Genomic DNA, 15,597 nt, shown 5'->3' with positions numbered 1-15,597 from the left:
GAGCGTCTCCTCAGATCTGCGCGGACACGATCGGCGCGAGCCGGGCCGCGATCGCCCGGTGCCCCGCGTCGTTCGGGTGGACGTTGTCGGTGAGGCCGCCGGACGGGAGCCACCCGTCGGTGACCACGTAGAATGTGCGCGGGTCGTTGACGGCGGCCACCGCGGCCTGGGTCTGCGCCGCGTACCGCCCGGTGAACGTCTTCAGCGCGAAGATCGCCGCGTTCGGGTACTTGGCCCGGATGTCGCGAAGCAACTGCGTGTAGACGGCCTGGAACGTGGTGGTGCTGACCGCGTGACCCACGTCGTTCGTCCCGAGGTTGATCACGACGGCGGACGCCTGGTAGCGGTTAAAGTTCCACAGCGCGGACCCGGCCGTGGTGTTGACCCGCAGGAACCGGTCCGCCATGCCGACGCAGCCGTCCGCGGCCGACACCAGGCAGGCGCCGCCCTGGGCGATCTGGGTGTGCGCGGCGCCGAGCTGCTCACCTGTCAGCCAGCCGTAGGCGGTGAGCGCGTTCTGCGACGACGTGGTGCCGACCGTGATCGAGTCGCCGATGAACTCGAGCAGCCTCGCCGGGCGCGCCACCGCGACAGTGCGCGCGCCGCTGTCCAGCACGAGCCCCTGGAAGACCGCGTCACCGTGGTAGGAGCCGGCCACCACGCGGTAGGACACGCGCAGCCGGTGCGTGCCGGACGCCAGCGCGGACGGGGTCAGGTTGACGGTGCCGCTGACGTTCTGGATGTAGGTCCAGGCGGCGCCGTCGATGCTGTAGAACAGGTCGATCGCGTTGCGCTGCCTGATCTTCACGGTCCGGCCGGTGAACCCGGTCTCCAGGTAGGCGCCGGCGAACCCGGGCACGTAGGCCGCGCCGTTCGTCGTGTCCCACCGGCCGTAGTAGGCGATGTTGGTGTCGGACGGCGACCCGTCCCCCACGGCTGCCTGAGCCGCGCTCGGTGTGGCGATCAGGCCGGCCGTGAGGCCCGCCGCAAGCAGTGCCGCGGCAAGCAGCCCGCGTCTGAGCAGTGCCATGTGCCTGCACGTCCCGTCGTTTCCGGGTGCGGCGGCGCCTCGACCCCACCGCACGGTGTGGTGTAGGCCGCGCCCGGAAACGGCCAGGTTAACGCTCACATTCTAATCACAACCATCAATAAAAGGCCATCGTGGGTACGCGCTGCAGCCGCGGCGCCGGGCGCACGGGAACGCCCGGCCGGCGCTGTCGCACCTGCCGGGCGTACCTGATCGCTCAGGCCTTGTTCTTCGGCTCGAATCCGTTGAAGCCGGACCCGCCGGGCGTCGAGGTGCGGCGCGGCGGCGGCTGCAGCGCACCACCCGCGGCGATCACCCCGCGCCGGCCCTCGGTGGCGGGCGCCGGTGCCGCACCCCGGCGCGCCTCCAGATAGGCCAGAGCCGCCCGGTCGTCGTCGGACGGCGCGGACAGCATCGCGTAGACCAGGCCGACCAGCCCGACGATCACCGCCACCACGATCGGCACCAGCAGCGTGCCGGCGGTGACGCCGTCCGTCACCGCCTCGTCGTCGAGCGCGACGTGCATCGCGGTCATGCCGGTGAAGTGCATGCCGTTGACCGCGACGCCCATGATCAGGGCCGAGCCGGCGATCGCCAGGCCGCCGCGCACCCGCACCGAGAGCCAGAGCGCCACGATCGCGGCCACCACGGCGATCAGCACGGAGAGCACGACCGGGACCGGGTCGTAGCCGATCGTGCCGTTCAGCCGCATGCCGTACATGCCCGTGTAGTGCATGGCCGCGACGCCGACGCCGGTGAACAGGCCACCGCCGACGATCTTCGCGAGGTTCGCCCGGCCGAAGCCGACGAGGCTCAGCCCGATGCCGACCGAGACGATCGCCAGCACCGCGCTGAGCACCGTGGGGAGCACGCCGTACCTGATGGTGGCGCCCTCCACCGCGAAGCCGAGCATCGCCATGAAGTGCATGGTCCAGATCGCGGTGCCGCCGAGCGCGAGCGACGCGCCGGCGATCCAGCGGGCGCGCGGGCCGGTGGACCGGGCCTCGCGGGCACGCACCGCACAGGTGAGCGCGAGCACCGAGCCGAGCACCGAGAGGGCGTAACTGAGCACCGGCGTGATCACGCCGTACTCGAAGTGGTGTATCTGACCGGACACCGACGCCGCCTTCCCCGGGACATGCGAGACCAGATCACATCCTGGCGTCCACATCCCGGGACCGCAGCAGGCGAACGGCGCTAATCCGGCCAGCCGAAACGGCAGGTCCGGACTCCGGACCGCGAACCGGACAACCGGCTCAGGCGACCGCGTTGTACGCCAGAACGCCCCGGTTCACCACGCCGATCGCCTGCCGTGCGGTGGCCCGCACCGCCTCGGACGCGCCGCTCGCCTGGGAGATCTGGCCGAGCAGGTCCACCACCATGCGCGCCCACCTGACGAAGTCGCCGGCCGGCATGTCACCGTCCAGGTTGTGGCCGCTGGCAAGCACCTTCTCGAGCGTCTCGCCGCGCGCCCACCGGTAGATCGGCCAGACGAAGCCGAGATCGGGCTCCCGGGTCAGCTCCAGGCCGCGGGACGCCTCCTCGGCCTCCAACTCGGCCCAGATCTTCGCGGTCGCGTCGACCGCGTCGCTGACCGGGCCACGAGGCACGTTCGCCCGCTCGTCGCCCTCACGCCGCGCCTCGTAGACCGCGACCGACACGGCGGCGGCCAGCTCCGCGGGCTGCAAGCCCTCCCAGGCGCCGCGCCGCAGGCACTCGGCGATCAGCAGGTCGGTCTCGGTCCAGATCCGGGCGAGCATGCGGCCCGCATCTGTCACCTCGCCGGACGCGGTCAGGTAGCCGCGCGCGGCGAGCATGCCGCAGACCGCGTCGAAGGTGCGGGCCAGCGAGCCGGTCCGGCCCGCGACCCGATCCCGCAGCTGGTCGGTGTCGCGCTCCAGGCGGTGCCGGCGCTCCGCCCAGCGGGCGTGCTCCTCCCGGTCCGGGCACTGGTGGCAGGGGTGCTGCCGCATCGAGATGCGCAACAGCGCCAGCTCGTGATCGTCGGCCGCGCCCGAGCGGGTGCGGTTGCGGCGGCCGCCCTCACCCCGGTCCAGCCCGGTGGCGGTGACGGCGGCGGCCAGGTCGCGGCGGGCGGCGGGCGAGCGCGGGTTGAAGTTCTTCGGCACCCGCACCCGGTCCAGCACCTCGACCAGGCCGGGGAAGTCACCGGCCGGCACGCGACCGGCCCACCGGTCCTGGGTGAGCACCATCGGCTTGGGCTCGCCGAAACCGCCCACACCCGGGTCGATCACCACGGCCAGCCCGGCACGGCGGCCGGACGGGATGCGGATCACGTCGCCGGGGCGCAGCCTGGACAGCGCGGCGGCCGTCTCCGCACGGCGCTGGGCCTGACCCTGCCGGGCGATCGCACGCTCCCGGTCCGCGATCGCCACCCGGATCCCGAAGTACTCGTCGAAGTCGCCGTGGTGGCAGCGCGCCTCCTCGCCGTACCCCTCCATGGTCTTGATGTTGCTCTGGACCTGGCGGGCGAGGCCGACGACCGAGCGGTCCGCCTGGAACTGCGCGAACGACGACTCCAGCAGCTCACGGGCGCGGCCGATGCCGACGCTGCCGACCAGGTTCGCCGCCATGTTGTAGGAGGGGCGGAAACTGCTCTTCAGCGGGTACGTGCGGGTGCTTGCCAGCCCGGCCACGTGCCGCGGGTCGACCTCCGGGGACCACACGACCACCGCGTGCCCCTCGACGTCGATCCCCCGGCGGCCGGCCCTGCCGGTGAGCTGCGTGTACTCCCCCGGCGTGAGGTCGACGTGCGCCTCGCCGTTGTACTTGACGAGCCGCTCCAGCACCACGCACCGGGCCGGCATGTTGATGCCGAGCGCAAGCGTCTCGGTGGCGAAGACCGCCTTGACCAGGCCGCGGACGAACAGCTCCTCCACGACCTCCTTGAACGCGGGAAGCATACCGGCGTGGTGCGCGGCCAGGCCCCGCTCCAGCGCCTCAAGCCACTCCCAGTAGCCGAGCACGGTCAGGTCCTCGCCGGGGATCGCGGTGATCCGCTCCTCGACGATCGCGCGGATCTCCTCGCGCTCCTCCGGCGTGGTCAGGCGCAGCCCGGCGGCCATGCACTGCTGCACGGCGGCGGCGCACCCGGCGCGGCTGAACACGAAGATGATCGCGGGCAGCAGGTCCGCCCGCTCCAGGCGCTCGATCACGTCGAAGCGCAGCGGCGGCTGCCAGCGCCGATTCCGCCCGCTGCGGCCGCCGCCGTTCCAGCCGGGGCCGTGCGTGCGGTCGCCCATCTCCATCCGCCGCAGCTGCTCGCGGGTGTGCCGGAGCAGCTCAGGGTGCACGTCGTGCTTGCGGGCCGCGTCCGCGTCGTGGAACAGGTCGAACATCCGGCGGCCGACGAGCATGTGCTGCCAGAGCGGGACCGGGCGGTGCTCGGAGACCACGACCTCGGTGTGGCCGCGCACGGTGACCAGCCAGTCGGCGAACTCCTCCGCATTGGACACGGTCGCGGAGAGCGACACCAGCTGCACTGACGACGGCAGGTGGATGATCACCTCTTCCCAGACCGCACCACGGAACCGGTCCGCGAGGTAGTGCACCTCGTCCATCACCACGTAGGCCAGGCCGTCGAGCGCGCTGGAGCCGGCGTAGAGCATGTTGCGAAGCACCTCGGTGGTCATCACGACCACCTGCGCGTCCGCGTTGATGACGTTGTCGCCGGTCAGCAGCCCGACCTTGTCCGCGCCGTACCGCTCCGCGAGATCGTGGTACTTCTGGTTCGACAGCGCCTTGATCGGCGTGGTGTAGAAGCACTTGGTGTTGCCGCCGCGGGACAGCGCCATGAACACGGCGAACTCGCCCACCGCGGTCTTGCCGGCACCCGTCGGCGCGCACACAAGCACGCCGCTGCCGCGCTCGACCGCCTGGCACGCCTCACGTTGGAAATCGTCGAGATCGAAGCCCAGATCGAGGGCGAAGTCATCCAGACGGGGGAAATTCGCGGACTCCGCGGCCCGCCGCCGAGAGGCCGCATACCGCTCAGCGGGAGATGTCACGTGCTCAACATTAGCCGAGGTCACACGATCTTGGCTTTTCCGTTTTCCAGGCCCCCAGGTCACGCGGCGCGGCGTGACCGCAGCGCACCGTGAGGGAGGACCCCGTATATGGTTCTCGACGTGGCGGATCACGACGAGCGTTCGATCGAGGGGATCCTCTTCGACTTCCACGGCACGCTCGCCCAGGTCGAGCCGCCGCTGGACTGGGTGCTCGCCGCAGCGGCCGCATGCGGCGTGAGCCTGGACCCGGCCAGGGCCACCGTGCTGGCCGACCGGCTGATCACCGCGGGGCGGGCCGGCGGTCCGCTCCCCCGGCGCATCCCGCCGCGGCTCGCAGAGGTGTGGGCGGAGCGGGACATGTACGCGCACTGCCACCGGGCCGCGTACACCGGGCTCGCGGACACTGTGGACTCCGGCATCGACGGTTTCGCCGACGCCCTCTACGACCGGCTGCTGATCCCGGACGGCTGGTCCCCCTACTCCGACGCGGCCGCCACGCTCGCGGCGCTGCACGGCAAGGGCGTGCCGATCGCGGTGGTCAGCAACATCGGCTTCGACATCCGGCCGCACTTCGAGGCCTGGGGACTCTCGTCCTACGTCACCGAGTTCGTCCTCTCCTTCGAGATCGGCCGGATAAAACCGGACCCGCAGATCTTCGAGAAGGCCTGCAAGCTGATCGGCGTGCAACCGGAACGCGCGCTGATGGTCGGCGACTCGGCCGCGGACGCGGGCGCCGTCAAAGCCGGCCTTGCGACCCTTGTGCTGCCGGCCGCGGAGCCCGGCCAGGCGAACGGGCTGTGGGCCACGCTCGCCCTCACCGGCCTGCTTCGCTAGCGCGTGTATCGCGCTGGTTCGGGTTCTCGGCCAGCGCGAGGGTCAGTGCCTGGGGCACACTGGAGACGGCGATGGGGAGCGGGGCACACCGCTCCCCATCGGCATAGCCGACCACCGGCCCGGCGACGGCCAGCTCGATCGTGCGGGCGCGCAGCGTGGTGACCAGCGGGTCCGTGACGTGGGTGCCGGCCCGGAGGCGGGGCTTGAGCCGCAGCAGCGTGCGGCGGGGCATGGCCGCGCCGATCGTGACGTCGAGCAGGCCGTCCGTGGGGTCCGCACCTGGACACATGCGCAGGCCACCGCCGTACGAGGCGGTGTTGCCGACCGCCACCAGGATCCCGTCGAAGGTCCAGGGCTCACCGCCGTCCACCCGCACCGTGTAGCGGCGCGGGCGCAACGTGAGCGTCTCGGCCAGGATCGCCAGGTCGTAGCGGCGTGGGCCGCGCGGGAACGCCATCGCGTTGGCACGCTCGTTGACAAGCGCGTCGAAGCCGGCCCCGAGCACCGCGCCGAACCAGCGGTCCGGCTGCCCGGCCGCGGTGACGCGCGCCAGGTCGTACCGGCGGAAGCTCCTGGTCTTCAGGGCCTGTGCGACAGCGTGGGCGGCGGTGAGCGGATCCGCGGGCACGCCGGCCGCGGCGGCGAAGTCGTTGCCGGTGCCGGCCGGGATCAGGCCGAGCGGCACCCCGGTCCCGGCGACGGCCTGCAGCGCCCGGTGGAAGGTGCCGTCCCCGCCGACCGCGACGACCGCGGCCGTGCCCCGCGCGACCGCGTCCCGGCAGGCCTGTTCCGCACCTGCCGAATCGTCCGCCTCAAGCAGCCGGACCCGAGGCCCCAGCGCGTCCAGCAGGGCCGGAAGCAGCGCTCGACGGCGGCCACGGCCCGCGCCCGGATGGGCCAGTACGGACACGGAACGGCCGGCAGCGGAGTCGCTGCCGGCCGTGTCGCTGTGCTGAGGGGTCATCCTCAGGTCATGTCGTCGTAGTTGCGCTCGATCGGTTTCGGCGGCGTCACCGGCGTGGGGCCGCCGACGGGCTCGACGGGCTCGATCGTGCTGGCCGCCTCGACGCGGGCGCCCGCCGTGACCGGCTCGCTGTCCCCGAAGTCGATCGGCGAGACCTCGTCGTCGTCCAGGCCCGCGTAGATCTCCTTGCCGCGGCCCTTGCGCCGGTCGTTGATCAGCGCCACACCGACCGCGATGAAGTACAGCAGGCAGAGACACGCGGCGAGCGCGGTCATGCCGAACGGGTCGGGCGTGGGCGTGACCACCGCGGAGAACGCGAAGAACACGAAGACCGCGACGCGCCAGAAGCTCAGCAGCTTGCGGCCGCTGACCAGGCCGACGAAGTTGAGCATCAGCACGACGAGCGGGAACTCGAACGCCACCCCGAAGATCATGATCAGGTTCGTGACGAACCCGATGTAGCGCGTGATCTCGAGCGTGGTGTTGATGCTCGTGTCCGACAGGCTCAGCAGGAACTCGAGGCCCTTCTGCACCACGAAGAACGCAAGCGTGGCGCCGAGCGCGAAGAGCGGGGCCGCGATCGCGGTGAAGATGTACGCGTACCGGCGCTCGTGGCGGTGCAGGCCGGGCGCGATGAACGCCCAGAGCTGGTACAGCCAGAACGGGCCGGCCACGATCAGGCCCACCCAGAGCGCGATCTTCAGGTCGAGGAGGAACAGGTCTCCCGGACCGAGCTGGACGAACTTGCACTCACCGTCCGCGTCGAGCGATCCGGGCAGCTCACAGTACGGCTGCTGGAGCAGCGTGCGCACACGCGTGGCCAGCCAGATGCCGACACCGAAGCCGACCACGATCGCGATTGACGCCTTGAAGAGCCTGTTGCGAAGTTCCCTGACGTGTTCAAGCAGGGTCATCTCGCCGTTGGCCGCCTGCTCGAACTGCGACGGCCCCTTTTTACGGCCAGGAAGGGCGATCTGCACGACTCAGGTCAGCGGTCGCGGACGTGCTGATCCGCGGCGGCGTGCGTCGACGCCGGCGGGATCACGTCACCCTGGAGCGGCGCGCGGCCGTTCTTAGCGTCGGCCTTGTCGGTCAGGTCGTCCGGCGAGTCCTTCTTGTCGTCGTCCATCAGGCCCTTGGTCTCCGCCTTCAGGATGCGCATCGAACGGCCGAGCGAACGGGCCATGTCCGGGAGACGCTTCGCGCCGAAGAGCAGAACGACCACAACCACCAGGACGACGATGTGCCACGTCTTGAATGCGCCCATTGTCATAACTCCAACTCGGTTATCGATGGCCGCCGGGTGGTGACCGGTGCCGTGCCCCATGGTACGTGCGCTTCGGCCGACTGCCAGCGGGCCGGGCACTTCCACAGCACAAGCACAGCCTCATGGAGATGACCGTGCTTCACGTAGTCTCTGCCACACCGATCCGCACGTCAACAGGCCGCACGCGCCTAAAACGTCGCGAAACCGGCCGTTTCCGCGCAGGTCAGCGCACGGTCAGACACGCCCGGCCCGGATCGCGGTGACCTGATCGGCCGCCTTGCCGGCCTGATCCGCCACCGTCAGCGTCCGCTCCTGCAACGCCTCCGCCTTCGCGGCGAGCCGCTCCAGCGCCTCCTGCTTGAGCAACAGCCGCCGCACCGCCCGGTGCAGCTCGGGCACGCGCGCCAGCACGGCCCGCGCCGCCAGCCCCAGCACGATCAGGGAGAACAGCGCGAGACCGATCACGATCCAGATCACCATGGTCAAAACCTTAAGGGGAGGGTACGGAATACGCAGCGAGCGCGGCCGCGGCCTGCTCCCGGATGCCGGCGATCAGCTCCGGCGGGCTCACCACAGTCACCTCCGGGCCGAGGCCGAGGATCAGCCGCCGCGCCCAGTCGAGATCCGTGACCCGCATCGTGACCAGCCAGTCCTCGCCGGAGGCGCCGCGCTCCACGGACTCGCACGGGTAGTACTCGGTGATCCACCGCTCGGAGCGGCCGACCCGCAGCGTGATCAGCGGCAACTCCGCGCCGGGGCGGAACACGCCCTCGCTGAAGTCGGCCGGGCGGGCCTCCGCGGGCGGGGCGGCCGGCTCGGAAAGCTCCGTCCAGCCGTCGATGCGGTCCACCCGGAACAGCCGCGTCGCCTCGGCCCGGCGGCACCAGGCCTCCAGGTAGGCGTACCCGCCGACCATCACCACCCGGATCGGGTCCACGACGCGCTCGGTGGTCTCGTCCCGGGACGCCGTGTAGTACGTGATCTGCAGCGCCTTGCCGCGCTCGACCGCGCCCCGGACCCGGTCCACCTTCTTCGAGTTGCCTGACATCCGCACGGCGACCGGTGCATCCGCGTCCGCGCCGGCGGCCGATTCTATCTTGGCGAGCGCGCGCTCGATCGCGTCGCGGTTGCCCATGCCGGGCGTCTCGGCAAGCATCCGCAGCGCCACGACAAGTGCGAGCGCCTCGTCGGGCGTGAGCCGCAACGGCTTGCCGATGCCCGCGTCGTAGGTGATCGTGACGTTGTCGCCGTCGAACGCCATGTCGATCAGGTCGCCGGGGCCGTAGCCGGGCAGGCCGCAGACCCAGAGCAGCTCCAGGTCCTCCCGCAGCTGCTTCTCGGTGACGCCCAGGTCGGCGGCGGCCTCGACGATCGCGATGCCGGGGCGGGCCAGCAGGTAGGGCACCAGGTTGAGCACCCGGCCGAGCCGGTCGGCGGAGGCGCGGGAGGCGGACGGGGCAGTGGTCACGCGGGCACCTCCTCGGTACGGGTGACGATCTCCTTGAGCCGCTGGATGACCGCGTCGCGCAGCTCCGGCGGGGCGAGCACCTGCACGGAGGCGCCGTAGCGGACAAGCGTGCCGGCCAGCCGGTCGGTGTCGCCGTACCTCATGATGATCTTGTCCTTGCCGGCCTCGGGAACCACCTCCTGCGCCCAGCGGCGCAGCCCGGCGCCGGTGCCCGGCTCGACGAGCAGCGTGGCCCGGCCGGTCCACTCGACAGGTCCGGAGAAGTGCGAGACGTGACTGATCAGGTCCAGGTCGGCGGGGGGCGTGAACGCGTCCGGCCGGCCGGTCGTGCGGACCTTGCCCTGGATCCGGGAGAGCCGGAAGCAGCGGACCGCGTCGCGGGCCAGGTCGTGCCCGACCACGTACCACTTACCGCGCCAGCAGACCACGCCCCACGGCTGCAGCCTGCGGGTGGTCGCCTCGTCGCCCTCGGGCGCGCGGTAGTCGAACGCGACCGCGCGGCGCTCACGGGCGGCCGTGGTCAGCGGCGCGAACGCGGGGTCGACAGTGACCACCGGCTCGACGCCGAGCGTGGCCCGCGGGTCCATGTCGATGCCGGCCGCGCGCAGCTTCGCCAGCCCGGAGGAGGCGGCCGCGGCGAGACCGTGGTGCTGCCAGAGCCGGCCCGCGATGCCGACAGCCGCGGCCTCGTCCGGTTCGAGCGGAATGTCCGGCAACGCGTAGTCGCGATGAGCAACCCGGTAGCCGGGCTCGTTGTCGAAGGCACTGGCGGTCCCGGTCTCAAGCGGCACGCCGAGCTCGCGGAGCTCCGCCTTGTCCCGCTCGAACTTGCGCTGGAACGCCTCGTGGTCCTTCGGATCCTCCGGATCGTGCTCGTAACCGGGCACGGTCGCGGCGATCTGCGCGGCGGTCAGAAACCGGCGCGTGGAGAGGAGGCAGATGACCAGATTGACCAGCCGCTCGGTGCGGATGCGCGACACGCCCGCAAAAGTAGCAGTGTCCCGTCCACCGCCGCGCCCCGCGGCATCCCCCGACCGGTTAGGTTTTCCCGATCCGGGTAACCGGCGGCTTCGTGAGCTCCCCTTCGCCTTCCCCCTCCTCGTCGGACGAGAGCGTGGGCACGGTCGTCGTGGCCGGCCTCGCCAACCTGGCGATCGCGGTCGCCAAGCTGGTCGCCGGCATCGTCTCGCACTCCGCCGCCATGCTGTCCGAGGCGGTGCACTCGCTCGCCGACACCGTCACCGAGGTGCTGCTCTTCACGGCGCTGCGGCGTGGCACGAAACCGCCGGACGCCCGCCACCCGTTCGGTTACGGCAAGGAGAGCTACGTCTGGGCGTTCATCGCCGCGCTCTTCACGTTCGTGGCGGGCGCCGGCTTCTCCATCACGCACGGCGTCAACACGATCCGGACCGGCGAGCACAGCGGCAACTACCTGATCGCGTACCTGGTGCTTGCCGCGTCGTTCGTCGCCGAGGGCATCTCGTTCCTGCGCGCGGTCCGGCAGGTCCGGGGCCAGGCCGAAAAATGGCAGACCACGCCGGTACGGTTCCTGCGCCACACCTCCGACACCATGGTCAAGGCCGTGTTCCTTGAGGACGCGGCCGCGCTGATCGGCATCCTGCTGGCCGCCGCCGGCATCGGGCTGTCCCAGCTCACCGGCGACGAACTGTGGGACGGCCTGGCGTCGATCCTGATCGGCGCGCTGCTGCTGTTCGTGGCCGGCACACTTGCCCACAGCAACGTGTCACTGCTCGTCGGGCGCGCGGTGCCACGCCGCATCCACGAGGAGATCCACGACCTGATCGCGGCGCTGCCCGCGGTCGAGCGCGTCGACACGCTGCTGACCATGCAGCTCGGGCCGGGGGAGGTGCTCGTCGCCGCGAAGGTCGACTTCACCGACACGGTGAGCGGCGCGGAGATCGAGCGCACCGCCGACCTGGCCGAACGCCGGCTCCACGACCGGTACCCCACCATCGCGTACGTCTTCCTCGACCCGACCCGGGGCGCTGTATAAGGTCTCTCCTCATGATTCGGTGGCGGTCGGGGACTGTGGCGGCGTTGCGGCGCAGCTGGGACGGCGCGAGCGAGCTTTCCGTCGAGGTGGACGGCGAGCTGGACGCGGTGAAGGCGCTCGCGTACACCCGGCTGGTCGGCGAACCGGCGGTCGGCGACCGGGTGCTGCTCAACGTGGGCGCACTGGAGATGGGTCTCGGCACCGGCGGGTACGCGCTTGTCGTGGCGCTCCCGGACAACCTGCCTTCTTCCGAATTGTCCGGCAACCGGGACAACGGCCACCTGGTCAAGGCCCGCTACACCCCGCTCCAGGCGATCATGATGGGCGTGGACGAGGAGGCCTCCCCGTACCGCGACGTGCTCGCCGAAGCCGACGACCTGGACGGCATGCCCGTCGTCCTGGCCGACCTGCACTCCGCGCTACCCGCGATCCTGGCCGGACTCCTCGCCTCCGGCCCGGTGAAACTGGCCTACCTGATGACCGACGGCGGCGCGCTCCCCGCCTGGTTCTCCCGCACGCTGTCCGCACTGAAAGGGCACCTCACCGGTACGATCACCGCAGGTCAGGCGTTCGGCGGCGACCTGGAGGCAACCACCGTGCACAGCGGCCTGCTCGCGGCCCGGCATGCACTCGGCGCGGACGTCACGATCGTCGCCCAGGGCCCCGGCAACCTCGGCACCGGCACCCGCTGGGGCTTCTCCGGCGTCGCGGTCGGCGAGGCGGTCAACGCGGTGAACACGCTCGGCGGGCGCGCGGTCGGCTCACTGCGCATCTCCGACGCGGACCCGCGCCCCCGGCACCGCGGCGTCTCCCACCACAGCGTGACCGCCTACGGGCGGGTCGCGCTCACCCCCGCCGACCTGGTCGTCCCCGCCGACCTGCCGGCCTCGGTGGCCGACGAGGTGGAGGCCACGCTGCGCCTGCTCGCCGAGCGGCACACAATCGTGCGGGTCCCGGTCGACGGCCTGGACGAGGCGCTGCGCGCGTTCCCGGTCTCGCTGTCGACGATGGGCCGTGACCTGGACGGCGACCACGCCTACTTCCTCTCCGCGGCCGCCGCCGGCCGTCACGCGGCGTCACTGCTCTAAGCGCGTGCCTGATCCGGCAGCGTCAGGTTGCCCTCGGACCAGCTCAGGTGCTGGATCAGGCGCGTGATCCGCCAGCCCTCGGCCGTGCGCAGCATGTGATTCGTGTATGACCCGCGCATCAGGAAGAAGTCGCCGCCCTCCGCGCCCTCCAGGTAGTGCTGCGCGTACATGTACGACTCGCACACCGCCCGGTCCGGGTCCTCGGCGTCGAACGTGACGAGGTGGTTCGGGCTGAGGTGCTGGCGGGCCGTGAACCCGCCCAGCCCCTGCGCGGCAAAGCCGGCGAACACGGCGCGCGGGAAGTCGGCCGCGGGCATCCCCGCCTCGGAGAAGTCGATGTGCACGGTCTCGGTGAAGCAGGATTCGTAGAGCGCCCAGTCGGCGCGGTCGATCGCGGTCGCGTACCGGATGACGGTTTCGCTGATCTCGGTGCGGTCCTCGAGCCGGCGGATGCGGCTCTCCAGGTCGGTGCTCACAGTGTTCTCCTCGCCATGAATGTTCGTGCGCAAGCAACAATGCGAGCAAGATCGTGCGTGCGCAAGCAGATGAGGTCCAGCGCACGTTTCTTGCGCACGCACGAAACCGCTGAGATCATCGGCCGATGGACCGACTCACCGCCGACGACGATGCGCTCTGGCGGGCGCTCGCACACGTCGTGCAACGGCTCCCCCGCGTGCTCGACGAGGACATGAGCCGGGCCGAAGGCCTCTCGATGACCGAATTCGCCATCCTGCTCAACCTCGCCGAAGCCCCCGGCCAGCAGCTGCGCATGGTCGAACTCGCCGCCGCCACAGCGCTGTCCCCCAGCCGCGTCACCCGCGTGGTCGCCGACCTCGCCCGGCTCGGCCTGGTCCGCCGCACCCGGCACGCCACAGACGCGCGCGGCTCCGTCGCCGTCCTCACCGACGTCGGCGCGAAGAAGGTGGAGGAAGCCCAGCCCGGACACGTCGCCAGCGCACACCGGCGGGTCCTCGACCACATCGACGCCGCAGACCGGCCCGCGGTCAGCCGCGCGCTCCGGGCGATCGTGGCCGCACTTGCCGTCAGCCCAGAATGACGAACGCGCCCCAGCCGACCACGATCACACCAAGGATCACGGCATAAACCCACGTGGGTACGCGGTACTCGCCGCGCCGGTTCGCCTGGACCTCCGCGACGATCTTCTCCCGGCGCCGCTCAAAACGGTTCTGCCGGTCCTCAGGAGTGGTCATAGTCCCGCCAGCGTAAACGGGGCCCCGGGTGTGATCACCGGGGCCCCGACACTCACATGCTCGCGATCAGCCGTTCCACCCGCTCGTCATACGCCCGGAACGGGTCCTTGCACAGCACGGTGCGCTGCGCCTGATCGTTCAACTTCAGATGCACCCAGTCGACAGTGAAGTCCCGCCGCTTCTCCTGCGCGTGCTTGATGAACTCACCACGCAGCCGCGCCCGCGTCGTCTGCGGCGGCGTCTCCTTCGCCTCGTAGATCTCCAGGTCGTTGGAGATGCGATCCACCTGCTTGCGCCGCTCCATCAACCCGTAGAGCCCACGCCCACGCCTGATGTCGTGGTACGCCAGATCCATCTGCGCGATCCGCGGGTGCGACAACGGCAGGTCGTTCTTCGCCTGGTACCGCTCGATCAGCTTCAGTTTGCTGACCCAGTCGATCTCACGGGCCACCGGGTCGAGATTGCCGCTCTCCACCGCATCGAGCACCCGCCCCCACAGCTCCACGACCCGCTTCGCCGTGTCATCGCCACCACGGCGCTCCACGAACTCGGTCGCCTTCGCCAGGTACTCCTGCTGGATCTCCAGCGCCGAGATCTCCTTGTTCGACGCCAGCCGCACCTTGCGCCGCCCGGTGATGTCATGCGACACCTCGCGGATCGCCCGGATCGGGTTCTCAAGCGACAGGTCGCGCATCACCACGCCCGCCTCGATCATCCGTAGCACGATGTCCGCGGTGCCCACCTTCAACAGCGTGGTCACCTCGTTCATGTTCGAATCGCCCACGATCACGTGCAGCCGGCGGTACCGCTCCGCGTCCGCGTGCGGCTCGTCCCGCGTGTTGATGATCGGCCGCGACCGGGTGGTGGCGCTGGAGACGCCCTCCCAGATGTGCTCGGCCCGCTGCGACAGGCAGTAGACGGCGCCGCGCGGTGTCTGCAGCACCTTCCCCGCCCCGCAGATCAACTGCCGCGTGACCAGGAACGGAATCAGCACATCCGCCAGGCGCCCGAACTCCCCGTGCCGAGACACCAGGTAATTCTCATGACACCCGTAGGAGTTGCCCGCCGAGTCCGTATTGTTCTTGAAAAGGTAGATCTCCCCCGCGATCCCCTCGTCATGCAGCCGCTTCTCCGCATCGACAAGCAGCCCCTCGAGGATCCGCTCCCCCGCCCGGTCATGCGCCACCAGGTCGAGCACCGAGTCACACTCGGGCGTCGCATACTCAGGGTGGGAACCCACATCCAGATAGAGCCGGGCGCCGTTACGCAGGAAGACGTTGCTCGACCTTCCCCAGGAGACAACCCGCCGGAACAGGTAGCGCGCCACCTCGTCCGGTGACAAACGCCGTTGACCTCGATAGGTGCACGTGACGCCGTATTCGGTCTCAAGACCGAAGATTCGCCGCTCCATGAACGAACATTAGCCCCACGCGCCCCTGTTACGGCACCTGTGCGGGCCGCGTCGGTGCTGGGGCGCGAAAAAATCCTACATTCGGTGCGGTGTTTGACCGGTTCGTGGGGATAACGATGTGTTGTGGTGGGGCTACGGGCTGTGGGGGTGGGCTTGAGGTGCCGTCGCGAGTTTCGCTGCTTTTGATCTTGGTCTTGCGGGTTGCGCTGGGTGGGGTGTCGGGGGGGGGGGGGGGATATTAGGGGGGGGAGGGTTTTTTAATAGGTAAGGGCGGAAGCCACCCAA

General features: G+C 70.6%; 16 protein-coding genes. 4 read left to right on the top strand and 12 right to left on the bottom strand.

Annotation, left to right across the window (positions count from 1 at the left end):
* Positions 1–10 precede the first annotated feature (10 nt).
* The 3 genes from ACIA8K_RS31365 to ACIA8K_RS31355 form a co-directional block, all read right to left on the bottom strand.
* Positions 11–1,030, bottom strand: coding sequence for a GDSL-type esterase/lipase family protein (locus tag ACIA8K_RS31365; RefSeq protein ID WP_396065772.1), 1,020 nt, complete (start codon positions 1,028–1,030; stop codon positions 11–13).
* Positions 1,031–1,244: 214 nt separating this feature from the next.
* The gene (locus ACIA8K_RS31360) at positions 1,245–2,144 is read right to left on the bottom strand and encodes an MHYT domain-containing protein (protein WP_396065770.1); all 900 of its coding nucleotides are present in this window, start codon (positions 2,142–2,144) and stop codon (positions 1,245–1,247) included.
* A 139-nt stretch (positions 2,145–2,283) separates the two neighbouring features.
* Entirely contained in the window at positions 2,284–5,055 is a 2,772-nt protein-coding gene (locus ACIA8K_RS31355) for a DEAD/DEAH box helicase (RefSeq protein WP_396065768.1), read from the bottom strand.
* A 144-nt stretch (positions 5,056–5,199) separates the two neighbouring features.
* Between ACIA8K_RS31355 and ACIA8K_RS31350 the strand changes: the two genes are divergently transcribed.
* Positions 5,200–5,889, top strand: a complete 690-nt coding sequence (locus tag ACIA8K_RS31350) for an HAD family hydrolase (RefSeq protein ID WP_396066034.1) — start codon at positions 5,200–5,202, stop codon at positions 5,887–5,889.
* Here the strand turns inward: ACIA8K_RS31350 and ACIA8K_RS31345 are convergent.
* The 6 genes from ACIA8K_RS31345 to ACIA8K_RS31320 form a co-directional block, all read right to left on the bottom strand.
* Complete coding sequence (locus ACIA8K_RS31345; protein WP_396065766.1) at positions 5,870–6,853, bottom strand: diacylglycerol kinase family protein; 984 nt, start codon at positions 6,851–6,853, stop codon at positions 5,870–5,872. The two genes, ACIA8K_RS31350 and ACIA8K_RS31345, sit on opposite strands and share 20 nt — an antisense overlap.
* Positions 6,854–6,855: 2 nt before the next feature.
* Complete coding sequence (gene tatC, locus ACIA8K_RS31340; RefSeq protein ID WP_396066032.1) at positions 6,856–7,827, bottom strand: twin-arginine translocase subunit TatC; 972 nt, start codon at positions 7,825–7,827, stop codon at positions 6,856–6,858.
* A 14-nt stretch (positions 7,828–7,841) separates the two neighbouring features.
* Entirely contained in the window at positions 7,842–8,120 is a 279-nt protein-coding gene (gene tatA / locus ACIA8K_RS31335) for a Sec-independent protein translocase subunit TatA (protein WP_396065764.1), read from the bottom strand.
* A 234-nt stretch (positions 8,121–8,354) separates the two neighbouring features.
* Complete coding sequence (locus tag ACIA8K_RS31330) at positions 8,355–8,600, bottom strand: hypothetical protein (protein WP_396065762.1); 246 nt, start codon at positions 8,598–8,600, stop codon at positions 8,355–8,357.
* Between the two features lie 10 nt (positions 8,601–8,610).
* Positions 8,611–9,588: a helix-turn-helix transcriptional regulator gene (locus tag ACIA8K_RS31325; RefSeq protein WP_396065760.1), complete on the bottom strand. Its 978-nt coding sequence runs from the start codon at positions 9,586–9,588 to the stop codon at positions 8,611–8,613.
* Positions 9,585–10,568: a helix-turn-helix transcriptional regulator gene (locus ACIA8K_RS31320; RefSeq protein WP_396065758.1), complete on the bottom strand. Its 984-nt coding sequence runs from the start codon at positions 10,566–10,568 to the stop codon at positions 9,585–9,587. The genes ACIA8K_RS31325 and ACIA8K_RS31320 overlap by 4 nt, the downstream gene beginning before the upstream one ends.
* Positions 10,569–10,702: 134 nt before the next feature.
* Here ACIA8K_RS31320 and ACIA8K_RS31315 point away from each other — a divergent pair, with 134 nt between their 5' ends.
* Both ACIA8K_RS31315 and ACIA8K_RS31310 read left to right on the top strand, forming a co-directional pair.
* Positions 10,703–11,602, top strand: coding sequence for a cation diffusion facilitator family transporter (locus ACIA8K_RS31315; RefSeq protein ID WP_396065756.1), 900 nt, complete (start codon positions 10,703–10,705; stop codon positions 11,600–11,602).
* Between the two features lie 11 nt (positions 11,603–11,613).
* Positions 11,614–12,690, top strand: a complete 1,077-nt coding sequence (locus ACIA8K_RS31310; RefSeq protein WP_396065754.1) for a DUF3866 family protein — start codon at positions 11,614–11,616, stop codon at positions 12,688–12,690.
* On the opposite strand, the gene ACIA8K_RS31305 is transcribed toward ACIA8K_RS31310, so the two are convergent.
* Positions 12,687–13,166 (bottom strand): nuclear transport factor 2 family protein, encoded by a 480-nt coding sequence (locus tag ACIA8K_RS31305; protein ID WP_396065752.1) that lies wholly within the window; start codon positions 13,164–13,166, stop codon positions 12,687–12,689. The two genes, ACIA8K_RS31310 and ACIA8K_RS31305, sit on opposite strands and share 4 nt — an antisense overlap.
* 125 nt (positions 13,167–13,291) lie before the next feature.
* Between ACIA8K_RS31305 and ACIA8K_RS31300 the strand changes: the two genes are divergently transcribed.
* Complete coding sequence (locus ACIA8K_RS31300; protein WP_396065750.1) at positions 13,292–13,747, top strand: MarR family winged helix-turn-helix transcriptional regulator; 456 nt, start codon at positions 13,292–13,294, stop codon at positions 13,745–13,747.
* On the opposite strand, the gene ACIA8K_RS31295 is transcribed toward ACIA8K_RS31300, so the two are convergent.
* Together ACIA8K_RS31295 and pafA are read right to left on the bottom strand one after the other, a co-directional pair.
* Positions 13,734–13,901 (bottom strand): hypothetical protein, encoded by a 168-nt coding sequence (locus ACIA8K_RS31295; protein WP_396065748.1) that lies wholly within the window; start codon positions 13,899–13,901, stop codon positions 13,734–13,736. The two genes, ACIA8K_RS31300 and ACIA8K_RS31295, sit on opposite strands and share 14 nt — an antisense overlap.
* A 52-nt stretch (positions 13,902–13,953) precedes the next feature.
* The gene (pafA, locus tag ACIA8K_RS31290) at positions 13,954–15,312 is read right to left on the bottom strand and encodes a Pup--protein ligase (RefSeq protein ID WP_396065746.1); all 1,359 of its coding nucleotides are present in this window, start codon (positions 15,310–15,312) and stop codon (positions 13,954–13,956) included.
* Between the last annotated feature and the right edge of the window lie 285 nt (positions 15,313–15,597).

The sequence above is a fragment of the Catenuloplanes sp. NPDC051500 genome (assembly GCF_044454585.1).
GTDB lineage: Bacteria > Actinomycetota > Actinomycetes > Mycobacteriales > Micromonosporaceae > Catenuloplanes.
This window is presented reverse-complemented; position numbering and strand designations above follow the sequence as displayed.

Bases quoted from the DNA above. Each gene is read 5' to 3' on its own strand.
- ACIA8K_RS31345 (WP_396065766.1), bottom strand. From the start codon at position 6,853: ATGACCCCTCAGCACAGCGACACGGCCGGCAGCGACTCCGCTGCCGGC.
- ACIA8K_RS31330 (WP_396065762.1), bottom strand. From the start codon at position 8,600: ATGGTGATCTGGATCGTGATCGGTCTCGCGCTGTTCTCCCTGATCGTG.
- pafA (WP_396065746.1), bottom strand. From the start codon at position 15,312: ATGGAGCGGCGAATCTTCGGTCTTGAGACCGAATACGGCGTCACGTGC.
- ACIA8K_RS31295 (WP_396065748.1), bottom strand. From the start codon at position 13,901: ATGACCACTCCTGAGGACCGGCAGAACCGTTTTGAGCGGCGCCGGGAG.
- ACIA8K_RS31365 (WP_396065772.1), bottom strand. From the start codon at position 1,030: ATGGCACTGCTCAGACGCGGGCTGCTTGCCGCGGCACTGCTTGCGGCG.
- ACIA8K_RS31310 (WP_396065754.1), top strand. From the start codon at position 11,614: ATGATTCGGTGGCGGTCGGGGACTGTGGCGGCGTTGCGGCGCAGCTGG.
- ACIA8K_RS31300 (WP_396065750.1), top strand. From the start codon at position 13,292: ATGGACCGACTCACCGCCGACGACGATGCGCTCTGGCGGGCGCTCGCA.
- tatA (WP_396065764.1), bottom strand. From the start codon at position 8,120: ATGGGCGCATTCAAGACGTGGCACATCGTCGTCCTGGTGGTTGTGGTC.